We start from the raw sequence: 14,426 nt of genomic DNA on the forward strand, positions 1-14,426 counted from the left end.
CCCACGACGAGCCGCGACGAATGACCCAAGACATTTCCCGCCGCTGGCAGATGCTGGCGATCACCGCAGTGATCCTCTACCTGCTCTGGCTGCTGGCGCCGGTGCTGATGCCGTTCGCCGTGGCCGGCATGTTCGCCTATCTCGGCGACCCGCTGGCCGACCGCCTGGAGCGGCTGGGCATGGGCCGCACGGTGGCGGTGAGCGTGGTGTTCTTCGTGCTGCTGCTGGTGACGGTGGGCGCGCTGCTGCTGCTGATCCCGCTGATCTCGCGCCAGGTCGAGAACCTGGTGCAGAGCCTGCCGCATTACGTGGACTGGGTGCGCACCACCGCGCTGCCCTGGCTGCAGGCCAAGCTGCGGTTGGACCCGAACGCCTTCGACACCGACCGCCTGATCGCCGAGCTCAAGGACCACCTGGGCTCGCTCGGCGGCGTCGTATCCACCGTGCTGGGCAAGGTCACCCGCTCGGGCCTGGGCGTGATCGCCTGGATGACCAACCTGGTGCTGATCCCGGTGGTGGCGTTCTACCTGCTGCGCGACTGGGACCGCCTGGTGGCGTGGGTCGACGACATGCTGCCGCGCTCGATCGAGCCGACCATCGCCCACCTGGCGCGCGAATCGGACCTGGTGCTGGGCGCCTTCGTGCGTGGCCAGCTGCTGGTGATGCTGGCGCTGGGCATCTTCTACGGCGCGGGCCTGTCACTGCTCGGCTTGTCGGTGGGGCCGCTGATCGGCATGGTCGCCGGCCTGCTCAGCTTCGTGCCCTACCTGGGTTTCATCGTCGGCTTCGGCTCGGCGCTGATCGCGGTGCTGGTGCAGTACGGCGACTGGACCCACGTGTCGCTGGTGGTGGTGGTGTTCGTGATCGGCCAGCTGCTGGAAGGCTATGTGCTGGTGCCGCGCCTGGTCGGCGAGAAGATCGGCCTGCATCCGGTGGCGGTGATCTTCGCGGTGCTGGCCGGCGGCTATCTGTTCGGCTTCCTCGGCATCCTGCTGGCGCTGCCGGCGGCGTCCGTGATCCTGGTGGTGCTGCGCTATCTCAGCCAGCGATACCGGCATAGCGGACTGTATACGGAGGAAGGGCGGCAGGACCCGGTGATCGCGGAGATGGAAGTGGCGGTAGAGCAGAGCGAGGACGGCATCGAGGTGGATGTGAAAGAACACACCCGGAAGGATCGGGACGACCCGCAAGCATGATCCCGCAGCTGCCTCTTGCGCTGCGCTGGCCGCGGCGCCAGCGCTTCGAGCATTTCCATGACGGTTCCAACGCAGCCACCGTCGCTGCCGTACGCGAACTGGCGATGACGCCGCGCACACCCTGGCTCTACCTCGGCGGCTCCGCCGGCAGCGGCAAGAGCCACCTGCTGATGGCCGCCTGCCAGGCGGCGAGCGAAGCCGGCCGCACCGTGCAGTACCTGCCATTGGCCACGATCGGCCAGCACGCCGCGGCGATCCGCGGCGTGGCCGGCAGCGAGCTGCTGGCGCTGGACGACCTCGGCGCCATCGCCGGCGACCGCGAGGCCGAGCACGCGCTGTTCGACGTCTACAACCAGGCCCGCGCCGAAGGCCTGGCCATGCTGTTCGCCGCCGAAGCGATTCCCGCCCAGCTCGGCCTGGGCCTGCCGGACCTGCGCTCGCGCCTGGGCGCCTGCCAGCAGGCGGTGCTGAAGCCGTTGGATGACGCCGAGCGCCGCGCCGTGCTGAAGGGCCAGGCCGCCGGCCGCGGCATCGAGCTGGACGACACCGTGCTGGACTGGCTGTTCGCCCGTTACGCGCGCGACCTGGGCGCGCTGCTGGACCTGCTCGACAAGCTCGACAAGGCCTCGCTCGCCGCGCAGCGGCGCATCACCGTGCCGTTCCTGCGCGGCTTCCTCAAGGATCAGGGCTGATCCGTACCGATCGCGTAAACCCATCGGCGTAGGTTGGGGTGAGCCGCAGGCGAACCCCAACATTGCGGTGCGTTTGGACGTGACGATGTTGGGGTTCGCCTTCGGCTCACCCCAACCTACGCCTACGCTTTCAGCAGGCCCGGCGTCGACTGCGCGCCGATGATCTCGGTCATCGCCTGCACCACGTGCAGGTTGCCGGCGATGATGTTGCCGCTGGCCGGGATGCCGTCGCGGCCGGCGAAATCGCCGTAGCGGCCGCCCGCCTCGCGCACCAGCAGCACGCCGGCGGCCATGTCCCACGGCTTCAGGCCGATCTCGAAATAGCCGTCGTAGCGGCCGGCGGCCACGTAGGCCAGGTCCAGCGCGGCCGAGCCGGAGCGGCGGATGTCCTCGGCCTGGCCCAGCAGCACGCGCGTCATGTTGAGCTGCGCTTCCAGATGCTGGCGCTGGCGGTAGGGGTAGCCGGTGGCGATCATCGCGCCGCCCAGGTCCTCGCGGCGGCTGACGCGGATGCGGCGGTCGTTGAGGTAGGCGCCGTCGCCCTTGCTGGCGGTGAACAGCTCGCCGCGCAGCGGATCGAACACCACGCCGTAGACCGGCTCGCCCTTTTCCAGCAGGGCGATGGACACGGAGAAATGCGGGATGCCGCGCAGATAGTTGTGGGTGCCGTCGAGCGGGTCGATCACCCAGGTCAGCGGGCCCTTGCCCATCTGGCCGCTTTCCTCGGCGAGGATGGCGTGGCTCGGGTAGGCGCGGCGCAGTTCCTTGACGATCTCGGCTTCGGCCAGGCGGTCGACTTCCGAGGCGAAGTCCATGCGTTGTTTTTCCACGATATTGAGACCGTCGATGCGGTTCATATAGCGCAGGATCACGTTTCCAGCGGCGCGAGCGGCGCGCACCGCGACGTTGACGGCGGGTCTGGGCATGGCTTCGGCTTTTCGAAAGAACGGGGAGCGGCCGCGGAGTTTAGCAGGGAGGGGGAACGGGGAACAGGCAGCAGGGAACGGGGAACGGGGAACGGGGAACGGGGAACGGGGAACGGGGAACGGGGAACGGGGAACGGGGAACGGGGAACGGGGAACGGGGAACGGGGAACTTGAGAGTCTGGCAAATCGCCCTGAATGCAACGCTCTGACCGCATGCCACGAAGCAAGACACATCCATGGCTACCGCTCTACATATTCCCCGTTCCCCATTCCCTGCTGCCTGTTCCCCGTTCCCGCTATCCTTGCGCCCCTTCTCCGTCCACCGCCCTCCCATGCCGCCTACCGACCTCGCCTCCCTCGTCCGCTTCGTCCTGGTGCGCACCTCGCACCCGGGGAACATCGGCAGCTCGGCGCGGGCCATGCGCACCATGGGCTTCGGCCGCATGACCCTGGTCGCCCCGCACCGCTTTCCCCATGCCGAGGCCTCGGCCCTGGCCGCCGGCGCGGACGAGGTGCTGGCCGAAGCCGGCGTGCACGAAGGCCTGGTCGACGGCCTGGCCGGCTGCAGTCTGGCCCTGGGCCTGTCGGCGCGCCGGCGCGGCGTGGACCTGGAAGAACTCTCCCCGCGCGAAGCCGCCACGCGAGTGCTGGCCGCCGCCAGCCGCGGCGAGCAGGTGGCGCTGGTGTTCGGCAACGAGCGCACCGGCCTGGAGAACGAGGAGCTGGCGCGCTGCCACGCGATGGTGCGCATTCCCAGCGTGGACGATTTCAGCTCCTTGAATCTGTCGCAGGCGGTGCAGGTGATGGCCTATGAACTGCGCGTGGCCCTGCTCGGCGGCGAGGTGCCGGCGGCGCCGGTGCGCGACGACGCCGAGCCGCCGGCCGATGCGGCGCGCATGGAGCGCTTCTACGAGCACCTCGCCGAGACGCTGGACGACATCGACTTCCACAAGGGCCGCGCGCCGACCACGATCATGCTGAGGCTGCGCAAGCTGTTCCAGCGCGCGCAGATGGACGAGCGCGAGCTGCGCATCCTGCACGGCATCTTCGCCGACGCGCAGCGGATGGCTGGGCTTGCGAAGCAAGCCGGGGAACAGGGAAAAGGGAACGGGGAGCATTGACCTCGATACAAGCCAGATCTTGCGTCACCTAGGCATTCACAAGAACAAAACGCCGCAAAGTTGCGGGACCTCGCAAGTTCCCCGTTCCCCGCCCCTGAGCTACTGCTCGTCTTCGGCCATTTCGATCGGCCGCGCCGGCGTGATCAGCAGCTTGTCGATGCGTGCCCCGTCCAGGTCCACCACTTCGAAGCGGATGCCCTGCCAGGCGAACACCTCGCCGGTCTGCGGGATATGGCCGAGCACGGCCATCACCATGCCGGCGGCGGTGCGGTATTCGTGTTCCTGCTCGCCGGGCAGGTGGTCCACGTGCAGCAGTTCGCGCAGGTCGTCGGTGGAGATCGAGCCGTCGACCAGCCAGCTGCCGTCCTCGCGCGGCACGATCGGCGCGGTTTCCTCGCCGCCTTGGCTGCCGCGCTGGCTGGCGCCGACCACGGCCGAGAGCAGGTCGTTGAGGGTGACCAGGCCTTCGATGTCGCCGTATTCGTCCACCACCAGGGCCAGCTGGGTTTCGGCGTCGCGGAATTCTTCCAGCAGGTCCAGCGCGCGCGCCGTGGCCGGCACGAACAGCGGCTTGGCCATGCGGCCGAACAGGTCCGGCGAGCCGTGGCGGAAATTGCGCAGCAGGTGCTTCACCTCGACCACGCCGACCACGTCGCTTTCGTCGGCGCGGTAGACCGGATAGCGCGAATACGGCGTGTCGCGCAGCACTTCGTCGTTCTCTTCCGGCGTGGCGGCCACGTCCAGCCAGGCGATGCGGGTGCGCGGGGTCATCACGCTGTCCACCGTGCGGTCGCCCAGGCGCAGCACGCGGTTGACCATGTTGTGCTCGTCGGCGTCCAGCACGCCCTGCTCGGCGCTTTCGGCCACCAGCAGGCGGATTTCCTCTTCCGTCACCGCATCGCTGCCGCGCTTGGCCACGCGCAGCAGGCGCAGCAGCTGGCTGCTGGAGAAATTCAGCAGCCACACGAACGGCGCGGCGATGCGCGACAGCACCAGCATCGGCATGGCGACGAAGCCGGAGACCTTCTCCGGCGCCGACAGCGCCAGGCGCTTGGGCACCAGTTCGCCGATCACGATCTGGATGAAGGAGATCAGGGCGAAGCCCAGCACCAGGCCGATCACCTTGGCGTACGGCTCCAGCCAGGCCGCCCGGCCGCCGTGGATGGCCTCGGCGATGTGGTCGCCCAGGGCGTCGCCGGCGATGGCGCCGGTGACCAGGATCACCAGGGTCATGCCCACCTGCACGGTGGACAGGAAATGCTCGGGCGCCTCGGCATGGCGCAGCGCGACGCGGGCGCGCCGGCTGGTCTTGGCCATCTGCTTGAGGCGGCTCTTGCGGGAGGCGACCAGGGCCATTTCCGAGAGGGCGAAGAAGCCGTTGGCCAGCGCGAGCACGAAGACGGTCGCGATCTCGGTCAGCATCGGGGGGAAGCGGTAGCGGGTCGGGGCATGGCCGGGAGTGTAAGGCCTGCGGGGGCGGGGCCGGCAGCGGGGGCTTGCTGCCGGGGCTTAAGCCTGTCCTGTAACATATCCGTCAATTTTCCTTTCTTCCCATCGGCTTCCAGGCATTCCGCGCATGTTTTCACTGCAGACGATCTTCGGCAAAGGCGACAAGTTCTACGGCCTGCTCGAGCAAAGCGCGGAGGCGGTGCGGGAAAGCGCCCGCGCCCTGCACGAGCTGGTGACCCATAGCGACCGCGCCCCGGTGATGGCCGCCTTCGCCTCGGCCCGGGCGCGGGAGAAAGCACTGGCCGCGCAGATCAGCGAGGAACTGGTCAACACCTTCGTCACCGCGCTGGACCGCGAGGACATCGAGGCGCTGAACTCGGCGCTGTACAAGATCCCCAAGACGGTGGAGAAGTTCGCCGAGCGCTACGAGATCGTCGCCGCGCGCCTGTCCGACGTGGACTTCGCCCAGCGCGCCCAGGTGCTGGAGCAGGCCAGCGCGGTGGTGTCGGAAATGATCGGCGAGCTGCGCCGCGGCCTGCGCATCGACCCGGTGAAGAAGCTGCAGGACCGCCTGCAGACGCTGGAATCCGAAGGCGACCGCATGCTGCTGGCGCCGTACCGCACGCTGTACGTGGAAGGCAGCGACGCCATGCGCGCCATGCTGGCCAAGGACCTGTTCGAGCTGATCGAGAAAGCCATCGACAAGTGCCGCGACGTCGGCAACATCGTGTATTCCATCGTGCTCAAGAACTCCTGAGGCGCCCGCGATGAGCATGGTCTTCGCGGTGGTGCTGATCGCACTGGTCTTCACCTACATCAACGGTTTTCACGACACCGCCAACTCCATCGCCACGGTGGTGGCGACCAAGGTGCTGACGCCGGGCCAGGCGGTGATCCTGGCCGCCATCACCAACCTGATCGGCGCGCTGTGGGGCACCGCGGTGGCCAAGACGATCGCCGCCGGCCTGATCGACACCCACGTGGTGGCGGCTGGTTCCCAGCTGCTGATCTGCGCGCTGGGCGCAGCCACGGTGTGGAACCTGCTGACCTGGTGGCTGGGCCTGCCGTCCAGTTCCAGCCATGCCCTGGTCGGCGCCCTGGTGGGCGCGGCGATCGCGGCCTCGGGCGACAACTTCGCCGCCATCATCTGGTCGCAGGGCGGCGATCACTGGTGGCAGGGCAAGGGCGTGATCCCCAAGGTGGTGGTGCCGATGGTGGTGTCGCCGCTGCTGGGCTTCGTCATGGGCTTCCTGCTGATGGGCGCGCTGTATGCGCTGCTCGGCTGGTTCTCCAGCCAGAGCGGCCCGCTGCGCCGGCTCGGCCGCACGCCCTTCGTCAACAGCTTCTTCGGCAAGGCGCAGATCGTCTCGGCCAGCGCCATGGGCCTGGCCCATGGCATGAACGACGCGCAGAAGAGCATGGGCATCATCGCCCTGGCCCTGGCCGGCGCCACCGCCGCGGGCCAGTTCGACAGCCTGCCGTCGTGGCTGGGTTTCCTGCGCATCCATGGCTCGGCCGACGGCGGCTTCGACGTGCCGGCGTGGGTGGCGGTTGTGTGCGCGCTGACCATGGCCGGCGGCACCGCCGGCGGCGGCTGGCGCATCATCAAGACGCTGGGCCACAAGATGGTGAAGCTGCATCCCATCAATGGCTTCGCCGCCGAAGGCAGCTCGGCCGCGGTGATCCTCACCGCCTCGGCGCTGGGCGTGCCGGTGTCGACCACGCACAACGTGTCGGCTTCGATCATGGGCGTGGGCGCTGCCAAGCGCTGGAATGCGATCCGCTGGTCGGTGGTGGAGCGGATGGTGTGGGCGTGGATCCTCACCCTGCCGGTCACGGCGCTGCTGGCCTACGGCGCGGTGCGGTTGGCGCAGGCGCTGTCTTAAGAGCTCAGAAGTCGTCGCCGCCGTCGGCGACGACTTGTTCCAGCTCGTCGCCCAGTTCGCCCAGCTCGTGGATCACCCGCTGCAGTTCTTCGATCGAGAGCAGCTCGTAGGGGCGGTTCTCGCACAGGTGCAGGAAGGGCGAGCCGTCCAGGTCGGCCACGGCGAGGAAACCCACGCGCTGCTCCCAATTGAAGCGCAGGCAGCGGCGCGCGTCGGCGCCGGCCAGCGGGCCGATCGGGGTGGAGACGCGCAGGAAGCGGCGGCCGGCTTCGTCTTCCAGCTCGGCCAGGTAGATGCCCTGGTGCCGCCCGCGCGGCAGCGGCAGGTCGAAGCTGATCAGGTAGGGCCCGTTGTGGCGCAGCTCGTGCTTTGCGCCGATATGGGAACGCACGGCTTCGAAGTGATGCATGAGGCGGCTCCCGGCAGCAGAACGGGTTCCGCTACTCTGCCACGACTTTATGACGGCGCGCGCTAAGACTTACCGCTATAGGCCTTCATGCCGTCTCACCCCGGACACGCCATGAACGAACAGCACGCCCGCATTTTCGCCGCCATCGCCGCCATTCCCCCGGGCCGCGTCGCCAGCTACGGCGCCATCGCCGCCCGCGCCGGCCTGCCCGGGCGCGCCCGCCTGGTCGGGCGTGTGCTGGGCGAGGTGCCCGATGGCATGGAACTGCCGTGGTTCCGCGTGCTGCGTTCCAGCGGGCAGATTGCGTTTCCGCCGGGCAGCCGCGGGTTTCGCGAGCAGTCCAGGCGCCTGCGCGCCGAGGGCGTGGAAGTGAAGAACGGCAAGGTGCCGCTGTCGCGCTTCGGGCTGGATGCGGATATTGACCGCGCGCTGTGGGGCATGCCGGGCGATTGACGCTCGCCGCGCCGACCGCGAAATCGGAGCTCGCCTACACGATGAAGCGCCGCACGCCCGGGGCGCCGCGGGCCGCATTTGCTAGCATTCGGGGAATGTCTTCCTCTCCCCTCGACATTCTTCACAGCGTCTTCGGCTACACCAGCTTCCGCGGCCAGCAGCAAGCCATCGTCGAGCAGGTGGCGGAGGGCGGCGACGCCCTGGTGCTGATGCCGACCGGCGGCGGCAAGTCGCTGTGCTACCAGATTCCCGCCCTGCTGCGGCAGGGCACGGGCATCGTGGTGTCGCCGCTGATCGCGCTGATGCAGGACCAGGTCGACGCGTTGCGCGAGGCCGGCGTCGCCGCTGCCTATCTCAACTCCAGCCTGTCCGCCGAGGACCAGCGCGAAGTGGAGCGGCAGCTGCTGGCCGGCGAGCTGAATTTGCTCTACGTGGCGCCGGAGCGCCTGCTCACGCCGCGCTTCCTCGGCCTGCTGGAACGCACCGAGGTGGCGCTGTTCGCCATCGACGAAGCGCACTGCGTATCGCAGTGGGGCCACGATTTCCGTCCCGAGTACCGCGAGCTGGCGGTGTTGCACCAGCGCTTTGCGCAGGTGCCGCGCATCGCGCTCACCGCCACCGCCGACCCGCGCACGCGCGAGGAGATCGTCGAGCGCCTGGCGCTGCAGGACGCGCGCCAGTTCCTGTCCAGCTTCGACCGCCCCAACATCCGCTACCGCGTGGCCCTGCGCCACAACGCGAAGCGCCAGCTCACGGATTTTCTCGAGGGCCATCGTGGCGAAGCCGGCATCGTGTATTGCCTCAGTCGCCGCAAGGTCGACGAAACCGCGCAGTGGTTGGCCGAGGCCGGCATTGCCGCGCTGCCTTATCACGCCGGGCTGGACGCGGCCACGCGCGCGGCGAACCAGCAGCGCTTCCTGCGCGAGGACGGCGTGGTGATGGTGGCCACGGTGGCCTTCGGCATGGGCATCGATAAGCCGGACGTGCGCTTCGTCGCGCACCTGGACCTGCCGCGCAGCATGGAAGGCTATTACCAGGAGACCGGCCGCGCGGGACGCGACAGCCTGCCGGCCGAGGCCTGGATGATCTACGGCCTGTCCGACGTGGTGACAATGAGCCAGATGATCGCCCAGTCCGAATCCGCCGACGAGCGCAAGCGCGTGGAGCGGCAGAAGCTGGAATCGCTGCTCGCCTATGCCGAAGCCACCGAATGCCGCCGCGTGCGCCTGCTCGGCGCGTTCGGCGAGACCTATGCGGGCCCCTGCGGCAACTGCGACAACTGCCTGGAGCCGCCGAAAACCTGGGACGCCACCGTACCCGCGCAGAAGGCGCTGTCGGCGGTGTACCGCAGCGGACAGCGCTTCGGCTCCGGCCACGTGATCGACATCCTGCGCGGTGTGGACAGCGAGCGCATGAGCCAGCTGCGCCACGATCACCTGAGCACCTTCGGCATCGGCGCCGACATGGACGAAAAACAATGGCGTTCGGTATTCCGCCAGCTGCTCGCCGCGGGGCTGCTGGAAGCGGAAGGCGAGTACGGCACGCTGCGCCTCACCCGCAGCAGCCGCGAGGTGCTGACCGGCAACCGCGAAGTGCTGCTGCGCGAGGACACGCGGCCGGAACGCCGCTCGCGCCGCCGCCGCGACAGCCAGCTGGTCACCGGCAGCAGCCTGGGCATCGAAGCCTACGAGCAGCCCATGTGGGATGCGCTGCGCGCCCTGCGCGCGAAACTCGCGAAGCAGCATGGCGTGCCGGCTTATGTGATCTTCCACGACGCCACCTTGCTCGCGATGCTGCGCGAGCTGCCGGCGAACGAGGCGGAGATGGGCTCGATCAGCGGCGTGGGCAAGGCGAAGCTGGAGCGGTACGGGCGGGATTTCCTGGCGGTGATCAACGCGCAGGAGTGATGTCGACGTGCGGCTCTTGCTCGTCATCCCGGCGTAGGCCGGGATCCAGTGGCGACAGCGCTCATGGAACGCGGGAAGCCAGCCGGCATCACCAGCGGAGCCTGCGGCGACCATCGAGTGATATCGCCACTGGATCCCGGCCTGCGCCGGGATGACGAGAGTGGAGGTTGAGGAAAGGCCGAAAATGCGCCTTCGCGCTTGTGCCGCACGCCCCAAGCCCTTACAACACCTAGACGCGCCACGACGAGCCTGCTTGTCCACCACGGCGCCCCCGCGCTCCCTCAGCGCCCGGGTACCCGCTCATCACCGGAAGGACCGCCGCCATGCATGACGCCCCTCTTATCGGCACCATCGTCGGCGGCATCGTGCTCGCCTTCTTCTTCGCCGCCATCGCGCACCGCCTGCGCCTGCCGCCGCTGGCCGGCTATCTGCTCGCCGGCGTGGTGTGCGGACCGTTCACCCCGGGCTTCGTCGCCGACGGCCATCTGGCGCACCAGCTGGCGGAGATCGGCGTGGTGCTGCTGATGTTCGGCGTCGGCCTGCACTTCTCGCTGAAGGATCTGCTCTCGGTCAAATCCATCGCCATCCCCGGCGCGCTCGGGCAGATGGCGGTGGCCACAGTGCTGGGCATGCTGCTGGGCTGGGCGCTGGGCTGGCCGATGGTGCAGAGCTTCGTGTTCGGCCTGGCGCTGTCGGTGGCCAGCACCGTGGTGCTGCTGCGCGCGATGGAAGAGCGCCGGCTGATGGAGACCGAGCGCGGGCGCATCGCGGTGGGCTGGCTGATCGTCGAGGACCTCGCCATGGTGCTGGCGCTGGTGCTGCTGCCGGCCATCGGCGCGTCGCTGAATGCCGGGCAGTCGATGTCCTTCGGCGAGATCGCCATGACCGTCGGCATCACCATCGGCAAGGTGGTGGCCTTCGTGGCGGTGATGCTGATCGTGGGCAAGCGGCTGATCCCCTGGCTGCTGCAGGTGATCGCGCAGACCGGTTCGCGCGAACTGTTCCGCCTGGCCGTGCTGGCGATCGCGCTGGGCGTGGCCTTCGGCGCCGCGGGGCTGTTCGGCGTGTCGTTCGAGCTGGGCGCGTTCTTCGCCGGCATGATGATGGGCGAGTCGAAACTCGCGCACGACGCCGCCGAGGAAACCCTGCCGCTGCGCGATGCGTTCGCCGTGCTGTTCTTCGTTTCCATCGGCATGCTGTTCAATTACCAGGTGCTGCTGTCCGAGCCGCTAGTGGTGCTGGCCGCGCTGGCGATCATCGTGATCGGCAAGTCGGTGGCGGCGCTGGGCATCGTGCTGGCCTTCCGCAAGCCGATGACCACCGCGCTCACCATCGCCACCAGCCTGGCGCAGATCGGCGAGTTCTCCTTCATCCTGATCGGCGTGGGCGTGGCGCAGAACCTGGTGACCAAGGAAGCGCAGGACGTGCTGCTGGCCGCGGCGATCCTGTCCATCCTGATCAATCCGCTGCTGTTCAAGCTGCTCGATCGCGCCAAGGCGCGGATGGATGCGCGCGCGGCCGCCGCCGAGGCGGAGCAGGGCGGCACCGCCGCCGTGCCGCTGCAGCCGACCGAGCTGAGCGGGCACGTGGTGGTGGCCGGCTACGGCAAGCTCGGCCAGCTGCTGGGCGAAGCAGTGCATGCCACCGGCCTGCCGCTGCTGGTGCTGGAAGAGGAAAAAGACCACGTCGATACCTTGCAGCAGCAGGGCATCGAGACCCTGGTGGGCAATGCCTCCAGCGACGAAGTGCTGGGCGCCGCCAACCTGCCGGAAGCGAAGGCGCTGCTGGTGACCTTGCCGCAGGCGTTCGAGAGCGGCGAGGTGGTGCGCGCGGCGCGGCAGTTGAATCCAAGGCTGCGCATCATTGCGCGGGCGGATTCGGAGGAGTGCCGCGAGCATCTGCAGAAGCAGGGTGCGGATATGGTGGTGATGGGCGAACGGGAGCTGGCGCGGGCGATGACCGAAGGTCTGGCGCCTGCGTAGGTTGGGGTGAGCGCAGCGAACCCCAACGAACCTCGCGGCCGTGCTGCAAGTTGGGGTTCGCTGCGCTCACCCCAACCTACGTTGCGTTCAGCCCGTCATGCGCCAGCGCTCTCCCGGCTCATCCGGATCGCGCCCATGCGTCATCGCCGCGGCCTGCCGCAGATAACGCCACTCTTCCAGCGATGCCGGCAGCCGCGCCTGCGGCCACGCCTCGCGCAGCGCGGCCAGTGCCTGCTCGGCGCTGTCGTAGCGTCCGGTCTCTTGCATGTCGAACATGCTGCGCCAGCGGCGTCCGTGGCGGACGATGCGGAACAGCCCTGCCTTCGCGGGGAATACGTATTGGGCCAGCATGAAGCGGTTCTTGCCGTGGGGGACGGTGTCCGCATAGCGTGCGCGCGGCCTATGACCGGATCGTGATTCGGCGAAGACGGCTTTGTGGCTCTTCGTGAAATCTCCGTTCATCCGCTGATGGAAAACAAACGGCCCGCCGAAGCGGGCCGTTCGCGTGCTGCGGTGAGCGCCGCTTACTTGCGGTCGGCGGCGGTCTTGTCGCGGGCGGCGCGGAACTCGGAGTCCTTGCTCCAGTCCGGCCACTGGTTCGAATTGGCCAGCTCGCTGCCCAGCGTGTAGAGGATCTGCAGGTCGCGCGCCATGCCGGTGAACGACCAGCCGGCCTCCCACTCGTCCGAGGGCTGGTGGTAGTGCTTGTCGGTGTATTCGTCCTCGGCCTGCTTGCCTGCCGCCAGGCCGCCGTCGACCCAGTCGTTGCCCGAGCCGAACGAGATCGCCGGCACGCCGCGCTTGGCGAAGGAGAAATGATCGGAGCGGAAGAAGTGGCCCGCTTCCGGCTTCGGGTCCGGCGAGTAGCTGAGGTTCCAGCGCTTGGCGGTGGCGATCAGGTCGTCCAGCAGATCCAGCCTGGCGCTGCCGGAAATGGTGAAGTTGCGCGCCGGACCGTGCGGGTCGAGCGCGTCGAGATTGATCACGCCCACCGTCTTGCCCAGCGGGTAAAGCGGATTGGCCGCGTAGTACTCGGAGCCGAGCAGGCCTTTCTCTTCCGCGGTGACGTTGAGGAACACGATGGAGCGCTCCGGCTTGGGTGCGCTCTTGAACGCGCGCGCCAGCTCGATCAGCGCCGCCGTACCGGTGCCGTTGTCCACTGCGCCATTGTAGATCTTGTCGCCCTTGGCATCGGGTGCGCCGACGCCCAGATGATCCCAGTGCGCGCTGTAGATCACGGTCTCGTCCGGATGCTTGGCGCCGTCGATGCGGCCGACGACGTTGTGCGAAGTGATGACCTTGCTGTCCACCTTGTAGCTGGCGGAGAAGCTCTCGCCCTTCAGCGTCACCGGCTTGAACTCGCGCGTCTGCGCCTGCTTCTTCAGCACATCGAAGTCGAGGCCGGCGCGCTTGAACAGATCCACGGCGAAATCGCGCTGGATCCATGCTTCCACCTGCGGATGCGTCTCGGCCGGCTTGTCGCGCACGATGTCGAACATCGCATTGGTGTTGGAGTTCTTCACCGTGTTCCAGCCGTAGGACGCCGGCTCCGTCTCGTGCACGATCAGCACGCCGGCCGCGCCCTGGCGTGCGGCTTCTTCGTACTTGTAGGTCCAGCGGCCGTAGTAGGTCATGGCCTTGCCGCCGAAATCGCCCTGGCCGGTCTCGAAATCCGGATCGTTGATCAGCACCACGGCGATCTTGCCGTGCAGGTCCACGCCCTTGAAGTCGTCCCAGTGGCGCTCCGGCGCCTTCACGCCGTAGCCGACGAAGACCAGCGGGGCGTCCTTGATCGCCACCTGTTTGGAACCGTCCATCGCGGCGCGCACGGCGATCTGCTCGCCCTGGGTCAGCGCCTGCGGCTTGCCGTCGACCGATACCGACAGCGCCGGCGTGCCGGCGATCTCCGCGCGCAGCAGCGGCACGGCCTGGGTCCAGGCGCGCTTGCCGTTCTTCAGGTCGCCGCCCGGCTGCAGGCCGGCGGCCTTGTACTGGGCGATCAGGTAATCGACGGTCTTGGTCTCGCCGGCGGTGGCGGGGCCGCGGCCTTCGAACGCATCGGAAGAAAGCGTCTTCACGTCGGCCGAGAGGCGATGCGGATCGAAGCTCGGCGCTTCGGCCGCCAGCACGGCGCTGGAAATGGACAGGGCGAGTAGCGAAAGGGCGAGTCGTTTCACGGGCGTTACCTGTGGGGAAAACGGACTCAATCATAGAGCGTGGTACGCGCGCCGGTCCCGTTTCTTTTTGGATCGAGATAATGTCAAAGAGTCCTAGAGACAGTTCCTGCCGTATGGAACTGCATCACAGAACGCCTGCGCACAGGCTCCCTACCATGCGCGCCGGGGAGCTAAGTGTTCGACTTCCCGCGGCGTGTCGACAGGGGGCTAGGGATAGCAGGCTCGACG

Annotated in this window: 13 protein-coding genes; 8 read left to right on the forward strand and 5 right to left on the reverse strand. The window is 68.2% G+C overall.

Going from position 1 to position 14,426, the window contains the following annotated elements; genetic code table 11:
• Window positions 1–20 precede the first annotated feature (20 nt).
• Entirely contained in the window at window positions 21–1,196 is a 1,176-nt protein-coding gene (locus tag FHW85_RS07880) for an AI-2E family transporter (protein ID WP_167256645.1), read from the forward strand.
• Window positions 1,193–1,888, forward strand: a complete 696-nt coding sequence (hda, locus tag FHW85_RS07885; protein ID WP_168647895.1) for a DnaA regulatory inactivator Hda — start codon at window positions 1,193–1,195, stop codon at window positions 1,886–1,888. The genes FHW85_RS07880 and hda overlap by 4 nt, the downstream gene beginning before the upstream one ends.
• A gap of 122 nt (window positions 1,889–2,010) precedes the next feature.
• On the opposite strand, the gene FHW85_RS07890 is transcribed toward hda, so the two are convergent.
• Window positions 2,011–2,814, reverse strand: coding sequence for an inositol monophosphatase family protein (locus tag FHW85_RS07890; RefSeq protein WP_167256648.1), 804 nt, complete (start codon window positions 2,812–2,814; stop codon window positions 2,011–2,013).
• A gap of 332 nt (window positions 2,815–3,146) precedes the next feature.
• Between FHW85_RS07890 and FHW85_RS07895 the strand changes: the two genes are divergently transcribed.
• On the forward strand, window positions 3,147–3,935 hold the full coding sequence (locus FHW85_RS07895; RefSeq protein ID WP_168647896.1) for an RNA methyltransferase: 789 nt from the start codon (window positions 3,147–3,149) through the stop codon (window positions 3,933–3,935).
• A gap of 99 nt (window positions 3,936–4,034) precedes the next feature.
• Here FHW85_RS07895 and FHW85_RS07900 read toward each other — a convergent pair whose 3' ends face one another.
• Window positions 4,035–5,357 carry a hemolysin family protein gene (locus FHW85_RS07900; protein ID WP_168647897.1) on the reverse strand — a complete coding sequence of 441 codons (1,323 nt, stop codon included), beginning with the start codon at window positions 5,355–5,357 and terminating at the stop codon, window positions 4,035–4,037.
• A gap of 154 nt (window positions 5,358–5,511) precedes the next feature.
• Here FHW85_RS07900 and FHW85_RS07905 point away from each other — a divergent pair, with 154 nt between their 5' ends.
• Together FHW85_RS07905 and FHW85_RS07910 are read left to right on the forward strand one after the other, a co-directional pair.
• Window positions 5,512–6,141, forward strand: a complete 630-nt coding sequence (locus tag FHW85_RS07905) for a pit accessory protein (protein WP_167256653.1) — start codon at window positions 5,512–5,514, stop codon at window positions 6,139–6,141.
• 10 nt (window positions 6,142–6,151) lie between these two features.
• Window positions 6,152–7,270: an inorganic phosphate transporter gene (locus tag FHW85_RS07910; protein WP_167256654.1), complete on the forward strand. Its 1,119-nt coding sequence runs from the start codon at window positions 6,152–6,154 to the stop codon at window positions 7,268–7,270.
• A 4-nt stretch (window positions 7,271–7,274) separates the two neighbouring features.
• Here the strand turns inward: FHW85_RS07910 and FHW85_RS07915 are convergent, their stop codons facing one another.
• The gene (locus FHW85_RS07915; protein ID WP_167256655.1) at window positions 7,275–7,679 is read right to left on the reverse strand and encodes a hypothetical protein; all 405 of its coding nucleotides are present in this window, start codon (window positions 7,677–7,679) and stop codon (window positions 7,275–7,277) included.
• A 111-nt stretch (window positions 7,680–7,790) separates the two neighbouring features.
• On the opposite strand from FHW85_RS07915, the gene FHW85_RS07920 reads away from it, so the two are divergent.
• The 3 genes from FHW85_RS07920 (at window position 7,791) to ybaL (ending at window position 12,021) form a co-directional block, all read left to right on the forward strand.
• Window positions 7,791–8,132 (forward strand): MGMT family protein, encoded by a 342-nt coding sequence (locus tag FHW85_RS07920; RefSeq protein WP_167256656.1) that lies wholly within the window; start codon window positions 7,791–7,793, stop codon window positions 8,130–8,132.
• Between the two features lie 95 nt (window positions 8,133–8,227).
• Window positions 8,228–10,039: a DNA helicase RecQ gene (recQ, locus tag FHW85_RS07925; protein ID WP_167256657.1), complete on the forward strand. Its 1,812-nt coding sequence runs from the start codon at window positions 8,228–8,230 to the stop codon at window positions 10,037–10,039.
• Window positions 10,040–10,362: 323 nt separating this feature from the next.
• Window positions 10,363–12,021 (forward strand): YbaL family putative K(+) efflux transporter, encoded by a 1,659-nt coding sequence (gene ybaL / locus FHW85_RS07930; RefSeq protein ID WP_168647898.1) that lies wholly within the window; start codon window positions 10,363–10,365, stop codon window positions 12,019–12,021.
• An 87-nt stretch (window positions 12,022–12,108) separates the two neighbouring features.
• Here the strand turns inward: ybaL and FHW85_RS07935 are convergent, their stop codons facing one another.
• The gene (locus tag FHW85_RS07935; RefSeq protein WP_168647899.1) at window positions 12,109–12,372 is read right to left on the reverse strand and encodes a hypothetical protein; all 264 of its coding nucleotides are present in this window, start codon (window positions 12,370–12,372) and stop codon (window positions 12,109–12,111) included.
• 173 nt (window positions 12,373–12,545) lie between these two features.
• Window positions 12,546–14,198: a M28 family metallopeptidase gene (locus FHW85_RS07940; RefSeq protein WP_168647900.1), complete on the reverse strand. Its 1,653-nt coding sequence runs from the start codon at window positions 14,196–14,198 to the stop codon at window positions 12,546–12,548.
• Window positions 14,199–14,426 lie beyond the last annotated feature (228 nt).

Origin of the sequence: Dyella sp. SG609 (genome assembly GCF_012275375.1) — a bacterium.
GTDB lineage: Bacteria > Pseudomonadota > Gammaproteobacteria > Xanthomonadales > Rhodanobacteraceae > Dyella_D > Dyella_D marensis.

What these genes read in the sequence shown, in the direction of transcription:
- FHW85_RS07880 (WP_167256645.1), top strand. Translation starts at nt 21, where the DNA reads ATGACCCAAGACATTTCCCGCCGCTGGCAGATGCTGGCGATCACCGCA.
- hda (WP_168647895.1), top strand. Translation starts at nt 1,193, where the DNA reads ATGATCCCGCAGCTGCCTCTTGCGCTGCGCTGGCCGCGGCGCCAGCGC.
- FHW85_RS07890 (WP_167256648.1), bottom strand. Translation starts at nt 2,814, where the DNA reads ATGCCCAGACCCGCCGTCAACGTCGCGGTGCGCGCCGCTCGCGCCGCT.
- FHW85_RS07895 (WP_168647896.1), top strand. Translation starts at nt 3,147, where the DNA reads ATGCCGCCTACCGACCTCGCCTCCCTCGTCCGCTTCGTCCTGGTGCGC.
- FHW85_RS07900 (WP_168647897.1), bottom strand. Translation starts at nt 5,357, where the DNA reads ATGCTGACCGAGATCGCGACCGTCTTCGTGCTCGCGCTGGCCAACGGC.
- FHW85_RS07905 (WP_167256653.1), top strand. Translation starts at nt 5,512, where the DNA reads ATGTTTTCACTGCAGACGATCTTCGGCAAAGGCGACAAGTTCTACGGC.
- FHW85_RS07910 (WP_167256654.1), top strand. Translation starts at nt 6,152, where the DNA reads ATGAGCATGGTCTTCGCGGTGGTGCTGATCGCACTGGTCTTCACCTAC.
- FHW85_RS07915 (WP_167256655.1), bottom strand. Translation starts at nt 7,679, where the DNA reads ATGCATCACTTCGAAGCCGTGCGTTCCCATATCGGCGCAAAGCACGAG.
- FHW85_RS07920 (WP_167256656.1), top strand. Translation starts at nt 7,791, where the DNA reads ATGAACGAACAGCACGCCCGCATTTTCGCCGCCATCGCCGCCATTCCC.
- recQ (WP_167256657.1), top strand. Translation starts at nt 8,228, where the DNA reads ATGTCTTCCTCTCCCCTCGACATTCTTCACAGCGTCTTCGGCTACACC.
- ybaL (WP_168647898.1), top strand. Translation starts at nt 10,363, where the DNA reads ATGCATGACGCCCCTCTTATCGGCACCATCGTCGGCGGCATCGTGCTC.
- FHW85_RS07935 (WP_168647899.1), bottom strand. Translation starts at nt 12,372, where the DNA reads ATGCTGGCCCAATACGTATTCCCCGCGAAGGCAGGGCTGTTCCGCATC.